A 19,258-nucleotide genomic window follows, 5' to 3' on the forward strand; every position below is an offset into this window, starting at 1 on the left:
TAAATTAGTTTGATTTTTCTCGCCATTAAAGACGAATGAATTTTATTAAAATACTCAGCTAATGCTAAGTACTAATTCACATAAATTAATGATCTTCGCTCACTTTGTGAGACATGTAAACCATCGTTAACATGGTAAAGATAAATGCTTGAATTGCACCGATGAAAATACTAAATCCTTGCCAAGCGATCATCGGGATAAATCCACCTACTAACCCCGCGATTGAGCCTGATGCTACTAGACCAGCTAGTAGAGTTAATAAAATCTCACCAGCGTAAATGTTACCGTAAAGACGTAGACCTAGTGTCAACGTATTCGCAAATTCCTCGATGATTTTTAGTGGGAATAAGAACGGTAATGGTTTGAAGAATTCTTTTGTATATTCCTTCGATCCTTTCATCTTGACACCATAGTAGTGTGTTAATACAACCACCATTGTTGCGAGTGTCAATGTAATACCCGGGTCAGATGTCGGTGATTTCCACCATAAGTAATGATCAAATGACACCATTGTGATAACCCCAAGCATGTTGGAGACGAAGATGTACAATAATAATGTTAATCCTAACCCCATAAAGCGTCGCCCTGTCTCGTAGTCCATTGTGTTTCCAATGATATCTTTCACGAATTCTACGATCCACTCCATGAAGTTCTGGAAGCCTGTTGGTCTACGTTGTAGATTCTTACTAGCTACAACTGCGAGTATAAATACAATCGTTGATGCAACCAACATCATAAGTACGTTTGACATATTGAAATCAAGCCATGAGATTCCAAATAAGTCATTTAACATTGGACTTTTGTGATCCACTTCATTCACCTCTCTTCCTCGTGGTTAGTTCGGTTTGTGTAAGAAAATAATCTATGATAATGACCAAATAAGGTGTCATTAAACCAATCATTACGGCAATCATGTTGAAAACTTCCGGATATTGCAAGCCTATAGCGGCTGCAAGTGCGGCTGTCGCAAACCGAGTTAACATTCCCAGCGTGCGTCTCTTCTCATCTCGTTCGACAACACCTTGTCCTAATCGATTAATTTTGACTTGAAGAAGCCATAAATTAAACGTGCTGATTCCAGCACCTAGAATTAGACCGGCAAATATGGTTTGATAGTCTGTGAATCCCCATCCTATGACAAAAATCGCTAGGATATAGAACATCCATTTGAGCTGGCGGCTGACCATGTATGTATAATTGTCCATTCTAATCGTCTCCTAGAAACTTTTTGACAAGTAAAATCATACCATACACGCCTGATGCCAAACCTAAAAGTAAACCAATGATCAGGAAAAGAGGGGACGTGCCTAAGTAACCATCAAGCCACCTTCCAAGCAGAATTCCGACAATTGTCGAACCGGATAAGTAACTTAATATACTCGCTGTGATTGCCATTCCTTGAAGTGGGCGTTTATTCAGGTTAACCACTCCAATCGTGATTTCAGTGGAAAAGATTTATCAAACGATATCGACAAATCTTGCAGAGGCAAATCTTCAAAAATAAAATCTCTTAAAACATTTGCCCACACTAAATTAGATTACAATACGAGTATTTTAAAGTCAATTGTAAATATGCAGAAATTAAAACAACTTTGTGACAAAAATCACATTTATGTTGAAAACGCTTTATCTGCCTAAAATTCAGGCAGATAAATTTCTTTTTCTTCATATAAAGTTTCATCGTCTTGTGTCATTTCAAAAACGACTTTATACTCGCCCTCTGGCAGGTCGCTGATTTTAAATTCTTTTTCAAATACGCCTTTAGACACGTTTTCTTGAGTGAACAGCGGTTGTGCGTGTAGGTCTTTTGGATCGATTAAAGTGGCTGTAAGTTTTTCAATTGGTTCGTTCACATAAAATCTTAATGTCAAATGCTCCGTTTGAAAAGGTGCCATGTCCAATTCCATGCCGGTAATTCTTGGATAATCGGATGTTTCGTTAATAAATAAGTACGGCAAGTGTTTTTGTTGCTGATTAAGTGATACCTCTATATAGCCCTCACGCGTTCCTTTTTCAGTACGTCTTGAATTGATTTGTGCACCTACCTTGAATCGTCGTTTTTCGTTAGGGCCAATCGTTGAATTGAGCGGCAGGTCCCATACGATTCCATTCTCCCTTTTTGGAATATTCCATTTAATGTCAAGAGGTTTCCTTGAAAGGTTCTTAATAGTAATCGTTTGATCTACTTTTTTTAACCCTTTTTCTATCTTACCAAAATTAAGCCGGTTGTGGTCTATGATGTAACTTTGGGTTAGGGCTTTGTTCATATTAATAAAACCGGTTCCTTGTTCAGATGGCGAAAGCTCTTCTTCTCCCATTTTGAATAGATCAGTAGATGATAGTAAGCGAGCTTTAATTTGTTCTGGTGTATCGTGTGGGTATGCTTGTTTTAACAGAGCCGTAACGCCTGCCACGTAAGGTGATGCCATGCTTGTTCCTTGAAGTGAGGCATACCCTTCTGGCACCGTGCTCACAATCTCAACTCCTGGTGCAATGAGGTCAGGTTTGATAGTCCATGATGAAGCGACAGGTCCGCGTGAACTGAATGGGGCTAATGCATTACGTATCGTTTGGTAGTTCGTTTTTAACCAGCCGTCACCTTGCATGAGCAGTTCTGCCTCTTCTTCTGTAATGTAAGCCGTTGGAAATGGAGCTTCTACCCACTCCCATTCGTTTGGGTCATCTTCAGGTCCGTTATAGATGAGTGCAGCTGTTGCCCCCTTTTCATCTAGCTGCTGAATGAGTTCGTAATACGGTGTGTCTCCTTTTTTATTAAAACGACTCGGTCGTGAATGGTTTGTTCTAAGGTGTCTAATGAATTAGGTATAACTAAAGGCTGATCTCGTTTCAGGTTCCATTTTTCTGATAGTGGGAGCTGGCGGATCGGCACGACTTGTTCCTTTTGAGTGTATACTTGGGCAAGCTTTTGCTTCGTAATCGCCGCCCCGACTGAAATCGCTTTTTCTGACGTTGCCGGCGAACCAACCGTCCAGTCTTCAGGTCCGCTATTCCCATTTGCTACAACGACAATTTTGCCGAGCTCGACTGCTTTATTAACGGCGCGCGTCATCGGATCATCAGGGCTATTCGTTTCGCTTCCAAGCGACATATTGATGATCTCCATATCGTCGTTAACAGCTTGCTCGAGAGCAGCTATGATTTGCGCGGTCGTCCCCGTTCCGCCTGGGCCAAGTGCACGATAAGCATAGAGGTCCGCTTCAGGTGCAACTCCCTGCATGGTTCCGTTACCTGCGATGATACCAGAGACGTGGGTTCCGTGAAGCGTCGGCATCCCCTGTTCGGGCGTTGTTTCCATTGGGTCTTTGTCAAAATCAACTAGATCAAACCCACCATGGTAACTTTTTTCAAGGTCGGGGTGTTCATGGTCAATTCCAGTATCGATGACTCCGACTTGAACACCTTTGCCTGTGAAGGGTAGGTTTTTGGATGATAACGTGCCATCTCAGGGTGAAGGTCCTCATTGGTGTTTGCTTTTGTTTGCGGCACTGAGTACGTCTGGACTGGGCTCACCTTACTGACAAACTCTTCTTCGTGCAAACTCTTTATGTGGCGCTGCTTCCCCGTTACAGCTAGAGCCTGCATGAGCGTATCATAGACATACTCAACTTCGACTAACGGATAATATTTTTCAATGTATTCTTTCGTCTCATGCGGATCTTGATCCACTTCCATTATAAAGGTCATTTCTTCCGCTTGTAGATAGATTGGTGTCATGATGATAAGTATTATTGCAAAGATTAGCCTCATAGCTCGCACCTCTTCAGTTGTTTTAGTTTTATTGTGTGGAAAATAGGGAAGTCATGCTTGGGATGGGGAAAAGTTTGGGGTTGACGGTTTGGCCCGGGACGTGGACAGTTTGACCTCGGATGCGAACAGTTTTCTCTGGAATGCGAACATTTCTCCTCCTCACGCGATCAGTTTAGTCCAGGATGCGGACACTTCACCCTGACATACGAACAGTTCTCCTTCTCACGCGAACAGTTTAGCCCAGGATGCGGACACTTCACCGTGAAATACGAACAGTTCTCCTCCTCACGTGAACAGTTTAGCCCCGAACGCGGACACTTCACCGTGAAATACGAACAGTTTTCCTCCTCACGTGAACAGTTTAGCCCAGGATGCGGACAATTCATCCTGATATACGAACAGTTCCCCTCCTCACGTGAACAGTTTAGCCCCGAATGCGGACAATTCACCCCCATACGAACAAAAGGACATCTATCAAACAATAAGAAGCTTTTGCGCGTACGCAAAAGCTTCCAAATTTAATCTTATAAAAATTCATCTGGTTTTTCGCCCGCTTGCTTAAAATAGTACCTGATGGCGTCTGCTATCCGTCGGGATGCCTGTCCGTCGCCGTACGGATTCGATGCCCGGGACATTTTTTTATGTTCGCCGTCATCTGACAACAATAAGTCAGCCATTTCAAAGATATTCTCTTCGTCGGTTCCAGCAAGTTTGAGTGTACCTGCTTCGATGCCTTCTGGTCGCTCTGTTGTATCACGAAGCACGAGTACCGGCACACCTAAAGAAGGTGCTTCTTCCTGAACGCCGCCAGAGTCAGTTAGGATCAAGTGAGCATTCGATGCGAAGTTATGGAAGTCAATTACTTCAAGCGGTTCGATTAGCTGGATTCGGTCGTGATCGCCAAGCCACTTTTTCGCTGTTTCTTGTACAACTGGATTCAGGTGCACAGGATAAACCATTTCCACATCTTCGTGCTTGTCGGCCAAACGGCGAATTGCTCTAAACATTTGGTCCATGTTATCGCCCTGGTTCTCACGGCGGTGCGCGGTCATGAGCACTAAGCGTTTGCCTTCAGCTTTTTCAAAACATCATGCTCATAATCAGCAGATACGGTTGTCTGAAGCGCGTCAATCGCTGTGTTACCAGTTATAAAAATTTGATCCTCAGATTTATTTTCTTGAAGTAAATTTTGTTTAGACTGAGTCGTTGGCGCAAAGTGTAAATCTGCCACGACGCCCGTTGCTTGTCGGTTAATTTCTTCTGGAAATGGTGAGTATTTATTCCACGTACGAAGACCTGCCTCAACGTGACCAACCGGAATTTCGTTATAAAACGCAGCTAAACTCGCCGCAAATGTTGTCGTCGTGTCACCGTGCACGAGCACGATATCTGGCTTCGCTTCCTTCATGACCTCATCTAAACCTTCAAGGGCACGAGTCGTAATCTGCGCTAATGACTGCTTCTTTTTCATAATATTTAAGTCAAAATCAGGTTTAATATCGAATATGGATAAAACTTGATCGAGCATCTCTCTGTGCTGAGCCGTGACCGTTACAATCGGCTCAAACTCATCCGATCGTTTCTGAAGTTCCAAGACAAGTGGTGCCATTTTTATCGCTTCAGGTCTTGTACCGAAAATCGTCATGACTTTTAACTTACTCATAAATTCACCCCGTTATTTGGTACCGAATAATCTGTCTCCTGCATCCCCTAACCCAGGGATGATGTAGCCTTTTTCGTTTAGCTTTTCATCCAAACCTGCTACATAAATGTTAATGTCTGGGTGTGCTTCTTTTACGGCTTCAACGCCTTCAGGTGCTGCAATTAAGCACATTAAGCTAATCTGCTTAGCGCCGCGCTTTTTAATCGAGTTAATCGCTTCAATGGCCGACCCACCTGTTGCTAGCATTGGGTCCGTCACGATTAATTCACGCTCTTCAATATCTGATGGTAATTTAATGTAATATTCTACTGGTTTTAGAGTTTCAGGATCACGATATAACCCGACGTGTCCAATTTTCGCAGCTGGAATCAATTTCACGATGCCATCAACCATGCCAAGGCCAGCACGTAAAATTGGGATGACTCCAAGTTTTTTTACCTGCTAAAACTTTTGACTTAGCCGTTGCGACTGGTGTTTCAACCTCAACTTCTTCTAATGGAAGTTCGCGTGTAATTTCATACATCATTAGCGTCGCGACCTCATCCGTCAGTTCACGAAACGCTTTAGTACCTGTGTTTTTATCACGAATAATCGTTAATTTGTGCTGTATTAAAGGATGATCAAAAACATATACTTTACCCACGAGCCAATCTCTCCTTTATTTATAATCTATTGAATTGTAGCGAAATATGAACAATGTTGCAATAGTAATCAGTCGATTGTTAAGTATTTGCAAAACTTAATTTTCCCCAAATTTCAAACCGCATGAAAAAAGTAGCGGGAATTCCGCTACTTATTGATACATTGGAAAACGATCCGTCAGCTTTTTCACGCGTTCTTTTGCTTCTTCAAGCTTACCTTCATCTTCATGGTGCTTAAGCGTAAACGCGATAATTGCTGCTACTTCATCCATTTCCTCTAAACCGAATCCGCGAGATGTCACAGCTGCTGTTCCAATGCGAATTCCGCTTGTTACAAATGGACTTTCTGGATCAAATGGAATCGTATTTTATTCGTTGTCACACCGATATCGTCAAGTGCTTTTTCAGCCACTTTACCTGTTAAGCCTAACGGACGAACGTCTAATAATAGTAAGTGATTGTCTGTTCCGCCAGATACAAGGCGAACTCCTTCTTTAACTAATGATTCACCTAAGCGTTTAGCGTTGTCGATAATTTTTTGCGTGTAATCTTTAAACTCTGGTTGAAGCGCTTCTTGGAACGCGACACCTTTAGCTGCAATCACGTGCATAAGAGGTCCACCCTGCATACCAGGGAACACGTTTTTATCTACTTTTTTCGCAAATTCTTCTTTACATAAAATCATCCCGCCACGAGGGCCGCGTAATGTTTTGTGAGTGGTTGTTGTTACAAAATGCGCATGCGGCACTGGGCTTGGGTGAAGACCTGTCGCCACAAGTCCTGCGATATGCGCCATATCTACTAATAGATAAGCATCCACTTCATCCGCAATCTCGCGGAACTTTTTTAAAATCAAGCGAACGAGGATATGCCGATGCGCCAGCTACAATTAGCTTCGGCTTCACTTCTTTCGCTTTTTCTAATACTTTATCGTAATCTAAAACTTCAGTATCTTCCTCAACGCCGTAATCGACCACGTTATATAGCTTACCACTAAAGTTAACCGGACTACCGTGCGTTAAGTGGCCACCATGGTTTAAGTTCATGCCAAGGATTGTGTCACCTGGTTCAAGTACTGAAAAATAAACCGCCATGTTTGCCTGCGCGCCTGAGTGCGGCTGCACGTTGGCATGGTCAGCGTCAAATAGCTTTTTCGCACGATCGCGCGCTAAGTTTTCAGCAATATCCACATATTCACAGCCACCATAATAACGACGGCCTGGGTAACCTTCTGCATATTTATTCGTTAATACAGACCCAGCAGCTTGCATCACCGCTTCAGAGACAAAGTTTTCAGATGCGATTAATTCAATTTTGTCGTTTTTGGCGACCTTTTTTCTAAATTAATCGCTTCCAGCATTTCCTTGTCAACTTCGTGTAATTGGTTCGATAAATGTGTCATCGAGAAAGCCTCCTTATGTATGTCAAAATAAATTTCATCTACTTCTGGTACATCGCACGCTCTCCGCCGATTAGTTTCGGTCTTGTGTAGGCAAATGTCGCATGAGCTTGTCCAACTGACGTTTGGCTTAGCCTCATTGGTACGGCTACATGCTTTAGATGCATGCCGATCAGCGTATCACCTAAGTCCATGCCGTAGTCAGCTTTAATAAACTCGACTAAAACAGGGTCATTTAGCTGTTTATATGCATGTGACGCCATCGAGCCACCTGCTTTCGGATGCGGAACAGCAATTACTTCATCTAAGTTTAATCGTTCCATCGTTTGACGTTCGACGACAACGGCACGATTCAAATGCTCGCAGCACTGAAATGCTAGTTCAACGCCTGTCTCAACCTGAAACGCTTTTAATTCATTAAAAATAGCTCCCGCAATCTCTGTGCTACCAGATGTGCCGATTCGTTCACCAGCAATTTCACTCGTCGAACAACCTAGCATAAAAATGCCATTTGAACGCACAATATTTTGGTCTTTCCACTGATTCATTATAACATGAATTTCGTTTCTTATCTTCTCTATATTCAAAATTTTCACCCCTTTTCTATTTGAAAAAATACCTGTCCCATATCGGAACAGGCACATTCTAATTTTGTTCGTAAGCCATCATTTTGCTCACACGATTTTCGTGACGCCCACCTTCGAATTCTGACTCGAGAAATGCTTTTACCACTTCACGGGCAAGGCCTGGGCCAATCACGCGTTCACCTAATGCGATCACATTTGCGTTATTATGCTGGCGCGTCATTTTTGCACTAAACACATCGTGCACGAGTGCGCAGCGTACACCTTTAACTTTGTTGGCCGACATCGACATACCAATTCCTGTCCCGCAAACTAGAATGCCAAAATCGTACTCTCCTTGAGCGACTTTTTCTGCAGCTGGAATCCCGTAATCAGGATAATCTACTGAGCAGTCGCCCTCGCAGCCTAAATCATCATACTCAATATTCATTTCATCTAATAATGACGCAATCTCGTTACGAATATTCACGCCACCATGATCTGACGTTAATACTATTTTCATTGTTCATCCCCCTTTTTGATTCGGTCGATATATGTTTCAATTTCATTCATCGTTTGTTTATACGTCTCATTCGACAACCCGATTGGATCCGCTATATCTGGGTTCAGATCTTCATCATCCTTATGTCTAGTGAATTCTTTTAAGGTAAAAACTTTTTGCGATACTTCGGGTAATCCATTTCGATGTTGAGCTTATGATGTGCCGTCATCGTGAGCACCACATCAGCCCAGTCGAGTAGGTCATCGGTCAGGGGCTGCGACTTGTGATCGCAATCAATTCCTTTATCGCTCAAGACTTGGGCTGCCTTCGGATTCGCCTCTTGGCCGAACCCTGCGAAAATGCCGGCCGACTTCACTTCAAGGTCAGGCCTTTTATGTTTTAAAATCGCTTCAGCCATTGGTGAGCGACAAGTATTTCCAGTACAGACAAACAACACGCGTTTCAACTAAGAAACCTCCTTCAAGACTCTTCAATTGAAATATACCATAAGTCAGGGGGTAAGTGATAGATTTTCGGCTTTTTGGAGGACCGTTTTATTGGAATGCGGACAATTTTGGCTCGGATGCGGACAATTTATCCGAAAATGCGAACAGTTCTCCTCGTGACGCGAACACTTCTCCCGGCGATGCGAACAGTTCTCTCCGATATGCGGACAGTTCTCCTCGGGATGCGAACAAATCACGCTCTGACGCAACAAAAAGAAAACTTTTGCGCGTGGCAAAAGTTTTCACATTTATAAAGCCATTTGTATGCCGATCATGATTAACACGATTCCGCCGAGGGCTTCGGAGTATCTGCCGAGAAGGGTTTTTCCTTTTCTAGCAAAATAATTCCCATGGTTGCTAGGAACATACTCATGATGCCAAACAGCATGATAATCGCAAATTGGTTAAGGCCGAACATTCCGAGGCTGAGGCCTACGGAGAAGCTGTCGAGACTGACGGTGAAGGCTAATATTGTAAATCCAGCTAGATGCAGGGTGCGGTCTGTTTCCTTCTCGAGCATTGTCGCAACCATCATTTGAGCGCCGATGATAATTAGGATCCATCCACCGATACTTTGTGTGATTATACCGAGTTTATGGGAAAGTAAGTGGCCTAACGTAACCCCCGCTAGTGGCATGATGACGTGAAATAAGCCGACGAGTAAAATAAACGTGGCAATCATGCATAATCTAGTCCTCATTAGGCCAACTGATAAGCTGACCGAAAAGGCATCCATTCCGATAGCAACAGATAATAAGACGATTGGAATTATACTTTCATAAAAATACGTCACAAGCGTACCTCCTAGCCTTGGACATGCTAGTTAACTTTATGCAAGTCCAATGGTAAATAGAAGTAAACCTGTGACGTTTTTTATATAATCCTAGTCGCAGCTCGTTCTAATCGGTTCATGAGCGCCTCGCCAATTCCTTCTTTTGAAAAACTTTCCGCCAAAACAAGGTCGACATCGAGGTCGTCAATTTGACGTAGTGCATCATATAGATTACTTGTAATCCCCGTTAAATCTGAGCGAGAGCCGAGAATCACAGCATCGCTAAACCCGAGTTCGTTAGCTCGCTCTTTACTTACTAAAACTTGAACGGACTCACCGCGCTCTGCTGCTTCATCCGCAACCTTACGCATCTGTGAAGCATCACCGCGCACAATCCAGATTGGGGCATCAGGCGCGTAGTGTTTATACTTCATACCTGGTGAGCGTGGCTGCTCGTCTCTTTTCACTTTAGAAGAAGCAACATCGATTGGTCCGATGACCGCTTCAATATCCGATTTCGTCACGCCACCCGGACGTAAAATCATCGGCTTGTCTATTGTACAATCAATAACGGTTGATTCAACACCGACGCCCGTTTTCCCGCCGTCGACAATCCCGGCGATTCGGCCTGTTAAATCATGCGCTACATGATCAGCCGTTGTCGGGCTTGGTTTACCCGATCGATTAGCACTCGGGGCCGCAACCGGAAGCTGGCACGTTTTTAATAATTCAAGGGCAACTGGATGATCTGGCATCCTGATTCCAACCGAATCAAGGCCTGCCGTTACATTCTTTGCAAGTGTTCCGTTTGAAGGAAGTATAATCGTTAGCGGCCCAGGCCAAAAAGCATCCATCAATTTGGATGCTGTTTCCGGTTTATGAGTCACATATTTTTATTAGATCAGCCTGACCGATATGCACGATGAGCGGGTTGTCAGCAGGGCGACCTTTTGCATCAAAAATCGCCTGGACCGCCTGCTCGTTCGTTGCATCTGCGCCAAGACCGTAAACTGTCTCTGTCGGAAAAGCGACCGTCTGCCCTGACATTAATAGTTCGGCTGCTTCGTTGATTTGGTGTTTAGTAAACATTCGAGCCATACGTGGTTCTCCTTTGCTGATGGGTCTATCACTCATCATATTATATCACGTATGGCCCGTAAACTTATAGCTCCTTCACGAACCAATCGACATCGCTCGGGTCGTGGACAGGAGGCTCAAAGGTTTCCTTAAACTGGTTCATTTCGAGAAGTGGAGACGTTTTAGCATCTTGAACATGCACAAAGAGCTCTTTATACTTCTCAGACCTTGCTTTCTCGGCAATCCAATCAAACACCATAATGAGCATGGCTGGGTTCGTCTGTTCACTCATCACTAAGCGCCTGAGCCAAACCTTTTTATCATTAATTGGGTAGAGCACAAAAATCCAAGCTGCTGACCATCTAGTTCTAAAAAGTATCCGTGTTCTTTTACCCAAGATTCGTTAAACAACTCTTGATCCTTTGCTTTTTTAAAAAACGTATCGTAATCCTTCGGGGACTGTTCTTTTACCGGCGTAATGTTAACCATCATCTCACTCTCCTCAAATCTAGTATCTCTATTAATTTATGTGCAAGGTTTCGTGATTATGATGATTTAGTAGAAAAATTTAATAGTTTGTCCTACTGATCAGGCAAACATTCCTTTCAGCCAGTCCCATAAAAAGAATGACACTTCAACGTCTTCCTCTTCTTCTTGCTCCTGCTTAGTATCTTTTTCGGCCTCTTCTTCGTCATGCTCTAACACTGTTGTTCCGCTTTCAAAGTCAACGAAGCATAACGGTGGGAACAAGACGCACCACCAGTTGTCACCGGCTCCCTCACCGATCGTAATTAAAATCGCTTCGTATGTGCCGCCAGGATAAACAAAACGATCATACACTTTATCGGGAAACTCAACCTCACCGTATTTTACTGAAAAAGATTGATTGCCAACCGTATCAGCTACAATCGCTTCAATTTCGCCTAAGTTTTGTTGAATATGCGAGCGTGCATCTTCAATGGATGTAAGATCTTCTACCCATTCCGTAATTTCCGCATTCACATTGTCTCTAACTTCACGCTTAATCTCTTGATCTTCATCACTATTTGAATTCGCTAATATGCGAAGACGAATGGCTTCATCAGGAATGACTTGATACCCTGCTTCAGTCGCTGGCTTCGATTCAGCAACCGACTCCATATAGACGAATTGAATAACTAAAACTAATGCAATCCCCATCATAATGTATTTCATCTCAATCAACCTTTCTCGTAATCTAGTAATTTTATGAACATTATGGACAGGGTTAATAGAGTTTATACATAATTGATAAAAAGAGTTGTCGTTTTGGAAGAATGTGTTATGATAGATTTTAAAAACTTATAGGGGGAGTTTTTATGTTTGTACATCAAGTGGATGAAGAAGTTTCGCTAAAGCTAGTTGATCTTGGGGATGCTGAAGAGTTGTTTCAGCTTACGGATCGTTCGCGCGACCATCTTCGTACGTGGCTGCCTTGGCTAGATCACACGAAGGAGCTAAAGGACACCGAAAATTATATTAAGTTTAGTAAAAAGGCCTATGCGAATCATGAGGGTATGAACACAGTGGTGCTGTATAATGGAAAGACTGCCGGTGTTGTGGGTTTTAATGAACTTGACTGGACGAATCGTATCGCGTATATCGGCTACTGGCTCGGGGTCGATTTTACGGGAAAAGGAATCATGACTCGCGCGGCTGGGGCGCTGACTGATTACGCAATCCGTGACCTTGGCATGAATAAAGTTGATATAACAGCCGCTGAGCACAACCGTGGAAGCCGTTCGATTCCAGAACGCCTCGGGTTTACAGAGGAAGGCAAAATTCGAAGCCGCGAATGGCTTTATGACCACTATGTGGACCACATCGTCTACGGCATGCTGAAAGAAGAATGGGAGAAATTAATAAGATAGCATTTGCGGATTTGCCGCAAATGCTTTTTTGAGACATTGGGGATGCTTTTTGGGACATTTTGGTCTCTGATAAGGACTCGAATTTTGTCGAAAAAGGGTATTCAAGGCGTTTTTTGAGACATTGAGCTTGATTTATAGGACATTGACACTCGTTTTTGAGACAATGCATGCGAATTCAACTCCAAAGAACCATACGATCTTTGCCATTAATGTCTTGCAAAACTTGAACAACCGCCTCGGGATCAGCCTGCTGAATTAACTTAGGCACAGACTCGCCTTGATCATAACCAATTTCAAACGCCACAAGCCGAGGAGGTTTTCTCAAAAGACCAATTTGGCGAATGATTTCGCGGTAAGCCGCAAGACCATGGTCATCCGCAAATAGTGCTAACTCAGGGTCGTGCATCACCGTTTCTGATAGTTCAGGTCGGTCGCTCTCTGGAACATATGGCGGATTTGAGATCACAATATCGATGGGTTCATTTATGACAGGTTCTAAAAAATTGCCTTGCTTGAACTCGACATCAGCTCCTAACCTCTCAGCGTTTCCACTGGCCACTTTAAGCGCATCCGGACTTATATCGGTTGCGAACATCGATAGTTGTGGATGTTCTTTTTTCAATGTTACGGCAATGATTCCGCTGCCCGTGCCGACATCGACAATTGTATCATTAGGCTGAATAAATGGTTTGACTGCCTCGATAAGCTCTTCTGTTTCAGGGCGCGGAATGAGAACGTGCTCACTAACACTAAACTTGCGGCCATAAAATTCCGAAACACCTGTAAAGTGCTCGAGCGGCTTGCCGGTATCCGCATGATCACGCACCCAGTCTTCAAACGTGCTCCATTCGCTTAACTTTTCTTGCTGCATGAGTAAAAAATCAGCTAGTTCCACATCTAAAAGATGCATTAGCAAAAGGTCAGCAACGCGTGCCTCACGATTATGTTGTTCTAAAAAAGAAGAAGCCCACCTGCGGGCCTCTCTAACTGTCATACTCAAATTATTCACCGACTTCTTCAAGTTTCTTCGTTTGTTCATCGATAATTAAAGAATCAATGATTTCATCCAAATTACCCTGCATCACTTGGTCCAATTTATTGATTGTAAGGCCGATGCGGTGATCCGTCACACGGCTTTGAGGGTAGTTGTACGTACGGATACGCTCCGAACGGTCACCAGTACCTACCGCTGATTTACGGTTTTCATCATATTCTGCTTGCGCTTCTTGCTGGAATTTTTCATAAATACGTGCGCGCAGAACCTTCATCGCTTTTTCTTTGTTCTTAATCTGGGACTTTTCATCCTGACATGACACTACTACTCCAGTTGGTTCATGCGTTAAACGAACGGCAGACATCGTTGTATTTACACTTTGGCCACCTGGTCCTGATGATGCGAACGTGTCAACACGAATATCTTTTTCATTTATATCAACTTCAACTTCTTCTGCTTCAGGTAAAACCGCAACGGTTGCTGTTGACGTGTGGATACGTCCGCCTGATTCAGTTTCAGGCACACGTTGCACGCGGTGAGCACCGTTTTCATATTTTAATTTTGAATAAGCCCCGCGACCGTTAATCATAAAGATAATCTCTTTATAGCCACCCATGTCAGCTTCATGGTACTCGATTACTTCTGTCTTCCAGCCTTGGCTTTCCGCATAGCGAGAATACATGCGGTAAAGGTTCGCTGCGAATAACGCCGCTTCCTCACCACCTGCTGCACCACGGATTTCAAAGATTACGTTTTTATCATCGTTCGGGTCTTTTGGAATGAGCAGAAGCTTCATTTCTTGTTCAAGCGTCTCAACTTCAGGCTCAAGCTCATCAAGTTCTTCACGTGCCATTTCGCGAAGATCCTCATCTGACTCGTCTTCTAAAATGGTTTTAGATTCTTTAATGGAATCCGTCACTTCTTTATAACGGCGATATTTTTCAACGACCTCTTGTAGGTCCGATTGTTCTTTAGAATAGTCACGTAATTTTTTCGAATCATTGATGACTTCTGGGTCCATCAATAGTTCTGTTAATTTGTTATAACGATCTTCAATGTGCTGTAGTTTATCGAACATTTCCGTACACCTCTGCTTTACTATACATACTCCACATTATATCATATCACAAATGAGAAAAATATTTCTTATAATGGCGGTAAAAGTTTTAACGAGACATCTCGGTGTTGAAAAAAGCTTAAAACGCCAAAAACGGCATTTAAGCTTTGTAACTGGCACGCTTGGAGTAAACGCGCTTGGTCGATCTAGGATGATTTGGAACTTCGTGGTGATGGCGACAGCGTGGCTCGTACGATTCGGATGCGCCGACTAAAATAATCGGGTCGTCATAAGATGCAGGCTCACCATTGATTAAGCGCTGCGTACGGCTTGCTGGTGACCCGCAAACTGGGCAAATCGCATTAAGTTTTGTCACCTGTTCACTAAAGGCCATTAAGTCAGGCATCGGACCGAATGGCTCCCCTCGGAAATCCTGGTCAAGTCCTGCTGCAATGACGCGGATGCCTCGGTCTGCTAAGTTTTGCGCAACATTAACAATCCCGTCATCAAAAAACTGCGCTTCATCAATGCCAACGATGTCGATTTCTTCTGTGATGTATTGTTCAATCTCGCTAGAGTCGTCGATCGGACGAGCTACGACAGAGTCACCGTTGTGCGACACGACTGATTCATCATCGTAACGGTTGTCCAATGCAGGTTTAAACACAATCACTTTTTGATTTCCATAAGTCGCACGGCGAGCGCGACGAATGAGCTCTTCAGATTTTCCAGAAAACATACTGCCACAAATGACTTCTAGCCAGCCTTTGTGTTCCATCACATACATCATAAGGGGCACCTCTTTATATTCGTTATTGTTATTATGATTCACATGAGTCCTATGTACTAATTTTTGATAAGAAAAATTTGGCTCCACCGATGAGGGTGAAGCTAAAAAATTTCTAAAGCAGCAGGCGGACGCTTTCCGCGGGCACGGCTCAAGCCAGGGAACTACACCGAGTAATCTTCCCAGTCCCTTGCGCCGAGTAATCGCAGGCGCATCACTCGGCAGAAAAGCACTGCCTGTGGGGTCTTGAGACTCGTGCTGTTCCCGCAGGAGTCGCCGCCCTTGCTTATTTTTCAATAAAAATATTGTTAAAATTAAAAAACTGACCGTTCTTGCCAAGTCACCACGTGTAAGGTTATATCTTGTTATAACGTTTACGATGGTGTTCAGCAATTGTGAACGGCCAGCCTCATTTTTAAAACACCTTAAATTAGTTAAGGTTGTATTTCTTCTTGAATCGATCTACACGTCCACCAACTTTGTCAGCTTTTTGCTTACCAGTGTAGAACGGGTGAGAAGCTGAACTGATTTCAACACGGATTAATGGGTACGTGTTACCGTCTTCCCATTCGATTGTCTCTTCAGATTCTAAAGTTGAACCTGTTAAGAATTTGAAATCAGAGCTTGTGTCTAAGAATACTACTTTACGGTATTCTGGATGGATATCGTTTTTCATGCTATTACACTCCTTCTTGCCCTGAATCCTGTGGAAACAGAGTTGTTTAACCGTCATAGACGGGAGAAAACTATCTTTTCATACAGAGTGATTATATCAACTGCCGTCGATTTATGCAAGAAGTTTTTATCTACGAGAACCTTTCATTTCATCATCCATGATTTTGAAAAATTCTAGGTTCGTTTTCGACTGACGTAGGCGGCGTAAGAACCGCTCTAAGAAATCATTTTGATCTTGCATCGTCTTGCGAATCGCCCACATTTTATCCAGCTGCTCTTTTGGTAGTAAAAGCTCTTCTTTTCTTGTACCAGAACGAAGTACATCGATTGCTGGGAAAATTCTGCGGTTCGCTAAGTGACGGTCTAAATGAAGCTCCATGTTACCTGTACCTTTGAATTCTTCGTAGATCACATCATCCATACGAGAACCTGTATCAACCAGCGCTGTTGCGAGTACGGTTAAGCTACCGCCTTCTTCGATATTACGCGCGGCACCAAAGAATCGCTTCGGACGGTGGAAAGACGCTGGATCAATACCACCTGATAGCGTACGGCCACTTGGCGGGATAACTAAGTTATACGCACGAGCAAGTCTTGTAATGGAATCAAGTAAAATCACGACATCTTGCTTATGCTCTACTAAACGCATCGCGCGCTCTAGAACAAGCTCCGAGACTTTAATATGGTTTTCTGGTACTTCATCAAAAGTTGAGCTGACGACATCCACATCGTCCCCGACCGAACGCTCGATATCCGTTACTTCTTCCGGACGCTCATCGATAAGTAAAATAATTAGTTTCGTATCAGGATGCTTTTCCGTAATACTGTTCGCCACTTCTTTAAGGATTGTTGTTTTCCCCGCTTTTGGCGGCGCAACGATTAATCCACGCTGCCCAAAACCAACTGGCGCCATCATATCAATGATCCGCGTCGATAGCATATTGCTTTTCGTTTCTAATGCCATCTTGCGATCAGGATATAGTGCAGTTAAACCTGGGAAGTGAATTCGCTCTTTGGCACTTTCAGGGTCGTCTCCGTTAACTGCATCCACGTGAAGAAGCCCAAAGTAACGCTCGTTTTCCTTCGGAGGACGCGCTTTACCAGACACCAAGTCCCCGTTTCTTAAATCAAAACGGCGAATTTGTGATGCCGATATGTAAATATCCTCAGGGCTAGGCGCATAGTTAATCGGTCTTAGGAAACCAAAACCTTCATTCGGAATGATTTCTAACACACCATCGACGAACATTTTCCCATCTTTTTCAGCCTGCGCCTTTAAAATCGCAAAATTAATTCTTTCTTATTCAGTTTTGCATAATAAGAAACACCATAATCACGCGCAAGAGCATACAGCTCCTTCAACGTTTTCGTTTCTAATTCTGCAATCGTCAAAGTCTGATCTGCCACAATTACACCTCTATTTATTTTTATAATTTATTTTCAATTGGATTAATACTTGGAAATGTCTCTTGAAGTGAGATTAAGGGATCCATTGAGGTTGGTACTTCTCTATTCTATCCTTTTTTGAGTGAGGTTACAAGTGAGATTTTGAAAACAGCTGTTTTGGGACATTGAAATCAATATATGGGACAATAGCTTTCAAGATGAGGAATCGAATTTTGTCGAAAAGGGGTATTGGTCTTAATTTATGAGACATTGAAACCGATTTATAGGACATTCGGACTCAAATATGAGACATTACTTAATAAAATAACTGTAATGTTTAAAGTCTTTTTCATAATCAAAGTCCAAAACATAACTGGCTCCTTTTCCTTTACCGATTTTTGACCCTGTGCGTTCAAGCACTCTAGTGACATATTTACGATCTGTTTCTTGTAACCAATGTCTTGCCATTTCATTATTGATTATACTGCCATATATTAAAAAGAAATCTTTTAGTGCATTTAAAGCACCATCTGCATCTTCTTTTGAGCAATTTTTACAAACCCAAACGTTGCGCATACGTACTAACCCTTTTTTGAACAGTGGATACAAGAGAGACCTGGCTTAAAGTCTTGCTTGGTTAAGCCATATTTATTCATGAGTTTAATATCTAAAGGTTGGTTTTCCCTAATTAATATATTATAAAGGAAATTTTCCGATATAGCCTGGGGATGACTCTTAAACTCACTTTGAAACCGCTCATAAACTAGCGGTAATTTATAGCCATAAATAATACGAGAATCAGTATGTTCACCAGGTTCAAGGATGACATGACGATTAACAAAACAGGCAACTGATTTAACAGGAATATGGATGCCGCGTTCTTTTAACCAATTGGACAGTAGAGCTTCTTGCCTACTTATTTGTAAGACTGGATCTTGGTACGTTTGAAAGTCTCCATCTTTGCTTTGAATCATACCTCCAGACTTATGGTCAAACATTATTCTACCTTTAAGATTCTTGACTTCGATTATTAGAATAAAATTTCGGCTAATCAGCAGCACATCAATTTCAAAATACTGACCATTTATAAAAAGCCGTACATTATAAAAAACTCGATAGTCCTTTTCAATAATCGGATATAAATAATAACTAATTGACTTCTCACCTTGCATACCCGCAACAGATCGCTTAAAATCCTGATTCAAATTAGAGTAAGTTGGATGTGACGATTCAAGGTTACGCAAGTAAGCAATGGTTCTTAATAATTTAATAGGTAACATATAAATCCCTCCTCTTACGTCTGTTTTATCAATTTAAATTGTTTGACACAAAAGAGGGAAATTTCAATTTTCTCTAATTAAAAAATGCAAGAATTTAACTAAATAAGCAGTCTTATTAGCCTTATATAATTAGAAAATTGGAAAACAGTAAATTTTTCGGGACATTAAGATCAGTTTATGAGACATTGGTACGTTAGATGAGGAATCGAATTTTGTCGAAAATGGGCATTCGTCCTAATTTATGAGACATTGAAACGGATTTATAGGACATTCGAGTTCAAATATGAGACATTCGCGCA

General features: G+C 42.5%; 19 protein-coding genes and 6 pseudogenes. 1 reads left to right on the forward strand and 24 read right to left on the reverse strand.

The window, feature by feature from the left end; genetic code table 11:
- Window positions 1-85: 85 nt before the first annotated feature.
- From atpB to spoIIR, 17 genes and pseudogenes are all read right to left on the reverse strand, one after another.
- A complete protein-coding gene (gene atpB / locus JCM13188_RS15010; protein ID WP_054754797.1) occupies window positions 86-811 on the reverse strand; it encodes a F0F1 ATP synthase subunit A in 726 nt (241 codons plus the stop codon).
- A gap of 1 nt (window position 812) precedes the next feature.
- Complete coding sequence (locus JCM13188_RS15015) at window positions 813-1,205, reverse strand: ATP synthase subunit I (protein WP_054754780.1); 393 nt, start codon at window positions 1,203-1,205, stop codon at window positions 813-815.
- Between the two features lies 1 nt (window position 1,206).
- Entirely contained in the window at window positions 1,207-1,395 is a 189-nt protein-coding gene (locus JCM13188_RS15020) for an AtpZ/AtpI family protein (RefSeq protein WP_054754781.1), read from the reverse strand.
- A 239-nt stretch (window positions 1,396-1,634) separates the two neighbouring features.
- Window positions 1,635-2,606 carry a S8 family serine peptidase gene (locus tag JCM13188_RS15025; RefSeq protein WP_054754782.1) on the reverse strand — a complete coding sequence of 324 codons (972 nt, stop codon included), beginning with the start codon at window positions 2,604-2,606 and terminating at the stop codon, window positions 1,635-1,637.
- A gap of 122 nt (window positions 2,607-2,728) precedes the next feature.
- Window positions 2,729-3,403, reverse strand: a complete 675-nt coding sequence (locus JCM13188_RS15030) for a S8 family peptidase (RefSeq protein WP_369405081.1) — start codon at window positions 3,401-3,403, stop codon at window positions 2,729-2,731.
- On the reverse strand, window positions 3,337-3,768 hold the full coding sequence (locus JCM13188_RS15035) for a hypothetical protein (protein WP_054754784.1): 432 nt from the start codon (window positions 3,766-3,768) through the stop codon (window positions 3,337-3,339). The genes JCM13188_RS15030 and JCM13188_RS15035 overlap by 67 nt, the downstream gene beginning before the upstream one ends.
- Before the next feature lie 524 nt (window positions 3,769-4,292).
- A pseudogene (gene wecB, locus JCM13188_RS15040) lies at window positions 4,293-5,431 on the reverse strand (non-hydrolyzing UDP-N-acetylglucosamine 2-epimerase).
- A gap of 12 nt (window positions 5,432-5,443) precedes the next feature.
- A pseudogene (gene upp / locus JCM13188_RS15045) lies at window positions 5,444-6,074 on the reverse strand (uracil phosphoribosyltransferase).
- Window positions 6,075-6,224: 150 nt separating this feature from the next.
- A pseudogene (glyA, locus tag JCM13188_RS15050) lies at window positions 6,225-7,432 on the reverse strand (serine hydroxymethyltransferase).
- Window positions 7,433-7,512: 80 nt separating this feature from the next.
- Entirely contained in the window at window positions 7,513-8,058 is a 546-nt protein-coding gene (locus JCM13188_RS15055) for a TIGR01440 family protein (RefSeq protein ID WP_377328271.1), read from the reverse strand.
- A gap of 58 nt (window positions 8,059-8,116) precedes the next feature.
- The gene (gene rpiB / locus JCM13188_RS15060) at window positions 8,117-8,557 is read right to left on the reverse strand and encodes a ribose 5-phosphate isomerase B (protein WP_054754785.1); all 441 of its coding nucleotides are present in this window, start codon (window positions 8,555-8,557) and stop codon (window positions 8,117-8,119) included.
- Window positions 8,554-9,002, reverse strand: a pseudogene (locus JCM13188_RS15065) (low molecular weight protein arginine phosphatase). Before JCM13188_RS15065 ends, rpiB begins: the two are co-directional and overlap by 4 nt.
- Before the next feature lie 317 nt (window positions 9,003-9,319).
- Window positions 9,320-9,835, reverse strand: coding sequence for a manganese efflux pump MntP (locus JCM13188_RS15075; protein WP_054754787.1), 516 nt, complete (start codon window positions 9,833-9,835; stop codon window positions 9,320-9,322).
- Window positions 9,836-9,915: 80 nt separating this feature from the next.
- Window positions 9,916-10,912 (reverse strand): annotated as a pseudogene (locus JCM13188_RS15080) (L-threonylcarbamoyladenylate synthase).
- Between the two features lie 64 nt (window positions 10,913-10,976).
- A complete protein-coding gene (locus JCM13188_RS15085) occupies window positions 10,977-11,183 on the reverse strand; it encodes a hypothetical protein (RefSeq protein ID WP_054754788.1) in 207 nt (68 codons plus the stop codon).
- 2 nt (window positions 11,184-11,185) lie between these two features.
- Entirely contained in the window at window positions 11,186-11,380 is a 195-nt protein-coding gene (locus JCM13188_RS15090) for a hypothetical protein (protein ID WP_054754789.1), read from the reverse strand.
- A gap of 99 nt (window positions 11,381-11,479) precedes the next feature.
- Window positions 11,480-12,085: a stage II sporulation protein R gene (gene spoIIR, locus JCM13188_RS15095; protein ID WP_054754790.1), complete on the reverse strand. Its 606-nt coding sequence runs from the start codon at window positions 12,083-12,085 to the stop codon at window positions 11,480-11,482.
- Between the two features lie 143 nt (window positions 12,086-12,228).
- Here spoIIR and JCM13188_RS15100 point away from each other — a divergent pair, with 143 nt between their 5' ends.
- Window positions 12,229-12,780 (forward strand): GNAT family N-acetyltransferase, encoded by a 552-nt coding sequence (locus JCM13188_RS15100; protein ID WP_054754791.1) that lies wholly within the window; start codon window positions 12,229-12,231, stop codon window positions 12,778-12,780.
- A gap of 175 nt (window positions 12,781-12,955) precedes the next feature.
- Here the strand turns inward: JCM13188_RS15100 and prmC are convergent, their stop codons facing one another.
- The 7 genes and pseudogenes from prmC to JCM13188_RS15135 all read right to left on the reverse strand — a co-directional run bounded on the left by prmC (window position 12,956) and on the right by JCM13188_RS15135 (window position 18,959).
- Window positions 12,956-13,774 carry a peptide chain release factor N(5)-glutamine methyltransferase gene (gene prmC, locus JCM13188_RS15105; protein WP_054754799.1) on the reverse strand — a complete coding sequence of 273 codons (819 nt, stop codon included), beginning with the start codon at window positions 13,772-13,774 and terminating at the stop codon, window positions 12,956-12,958.
- A gap of 7 nt (window positions 13,775-13,781) precedes the next feature.
- On the reverse strand, window positions 13,782-14,852 hold the full coding sequence (gene prfA / locus JCM13188_RS15110; RefSeq protein ID WP_054754792.1) for a peptide chain release factor 1: 1,071 nt from the start codon (window positions 14,850-14,852) through the stop codon (window positions 13,782-13,784).
- Window positions 14,853-14,991: 139 nt separating this feature from the next.
- Complete coding sequence (locus JCM13188_RS15115) at window positions 14,992-15,618, reverse strand: thymidine kinase (protein WP_054754800.1); 627 nt, start codon at window positions 15,616-15,618, stop codon at window positions 14,992-14,994.
- Between the two features lie 430 nt (window positions 15,619-16,048).
- Window positions 16,049-16,294 (reverse strand): type B 50S ribosomal protein L31, encoded by a 246-nt coding sequence (locus JCM13188_RS15120; protein ID WP_054754793.1) that lies wholly within the window; start codon window positions 16,292-16,294, stop codon window positions 16,049-16,051.
- 126 nt (window positions 16,295-16,420) lie between these two features.
- A pseudogene (gene rho / locus JCM13188_RS15125) lies at window positions 16,421-17,700 on the reverse strand (transcription termination factor Rho).
- Between the two features lie 291 nt (window positions 17,701-17,991).
- On the reverse strand, window positions 17,992-18,255 hold the full coding sequence (locus JCM13188_RS15130; RefSeq protein WP_054754794.1) for a hypothetical protein: 264 nt from the start codon (window positions 18,253-18,255) through the stop codon (window positions 17,992-17,994).
- A 5-nt stretch (window positions 18,256-18,260) separates the two neighbouring features.
- Window positions 18,261-18,959: a nuclease-related domain-containing protein gene (locus tag JCM13188_RS15135; protein WP_054754795.1), complete on the reverse strand. Its 699-nt coding sequence runs from the start codon at window positions 18,957-18,959 to the stop codon at window positions 18,261-18,263.
- Between the last annotated feature and the right edge of the window lie 299 nt (window positions 18,960-19,258).

Origin of the sequence: Piscibacillus salipiscarius JCM 13188 (assembly GCF_001311865.1) — a bacterium.
GTDB classification, from domain to species: Bacteria; Bacillota; Bacilli; order Bacillales; family Alkalibacillaceae; genus Piscibacillus; species Piscibacillus salipiscarius.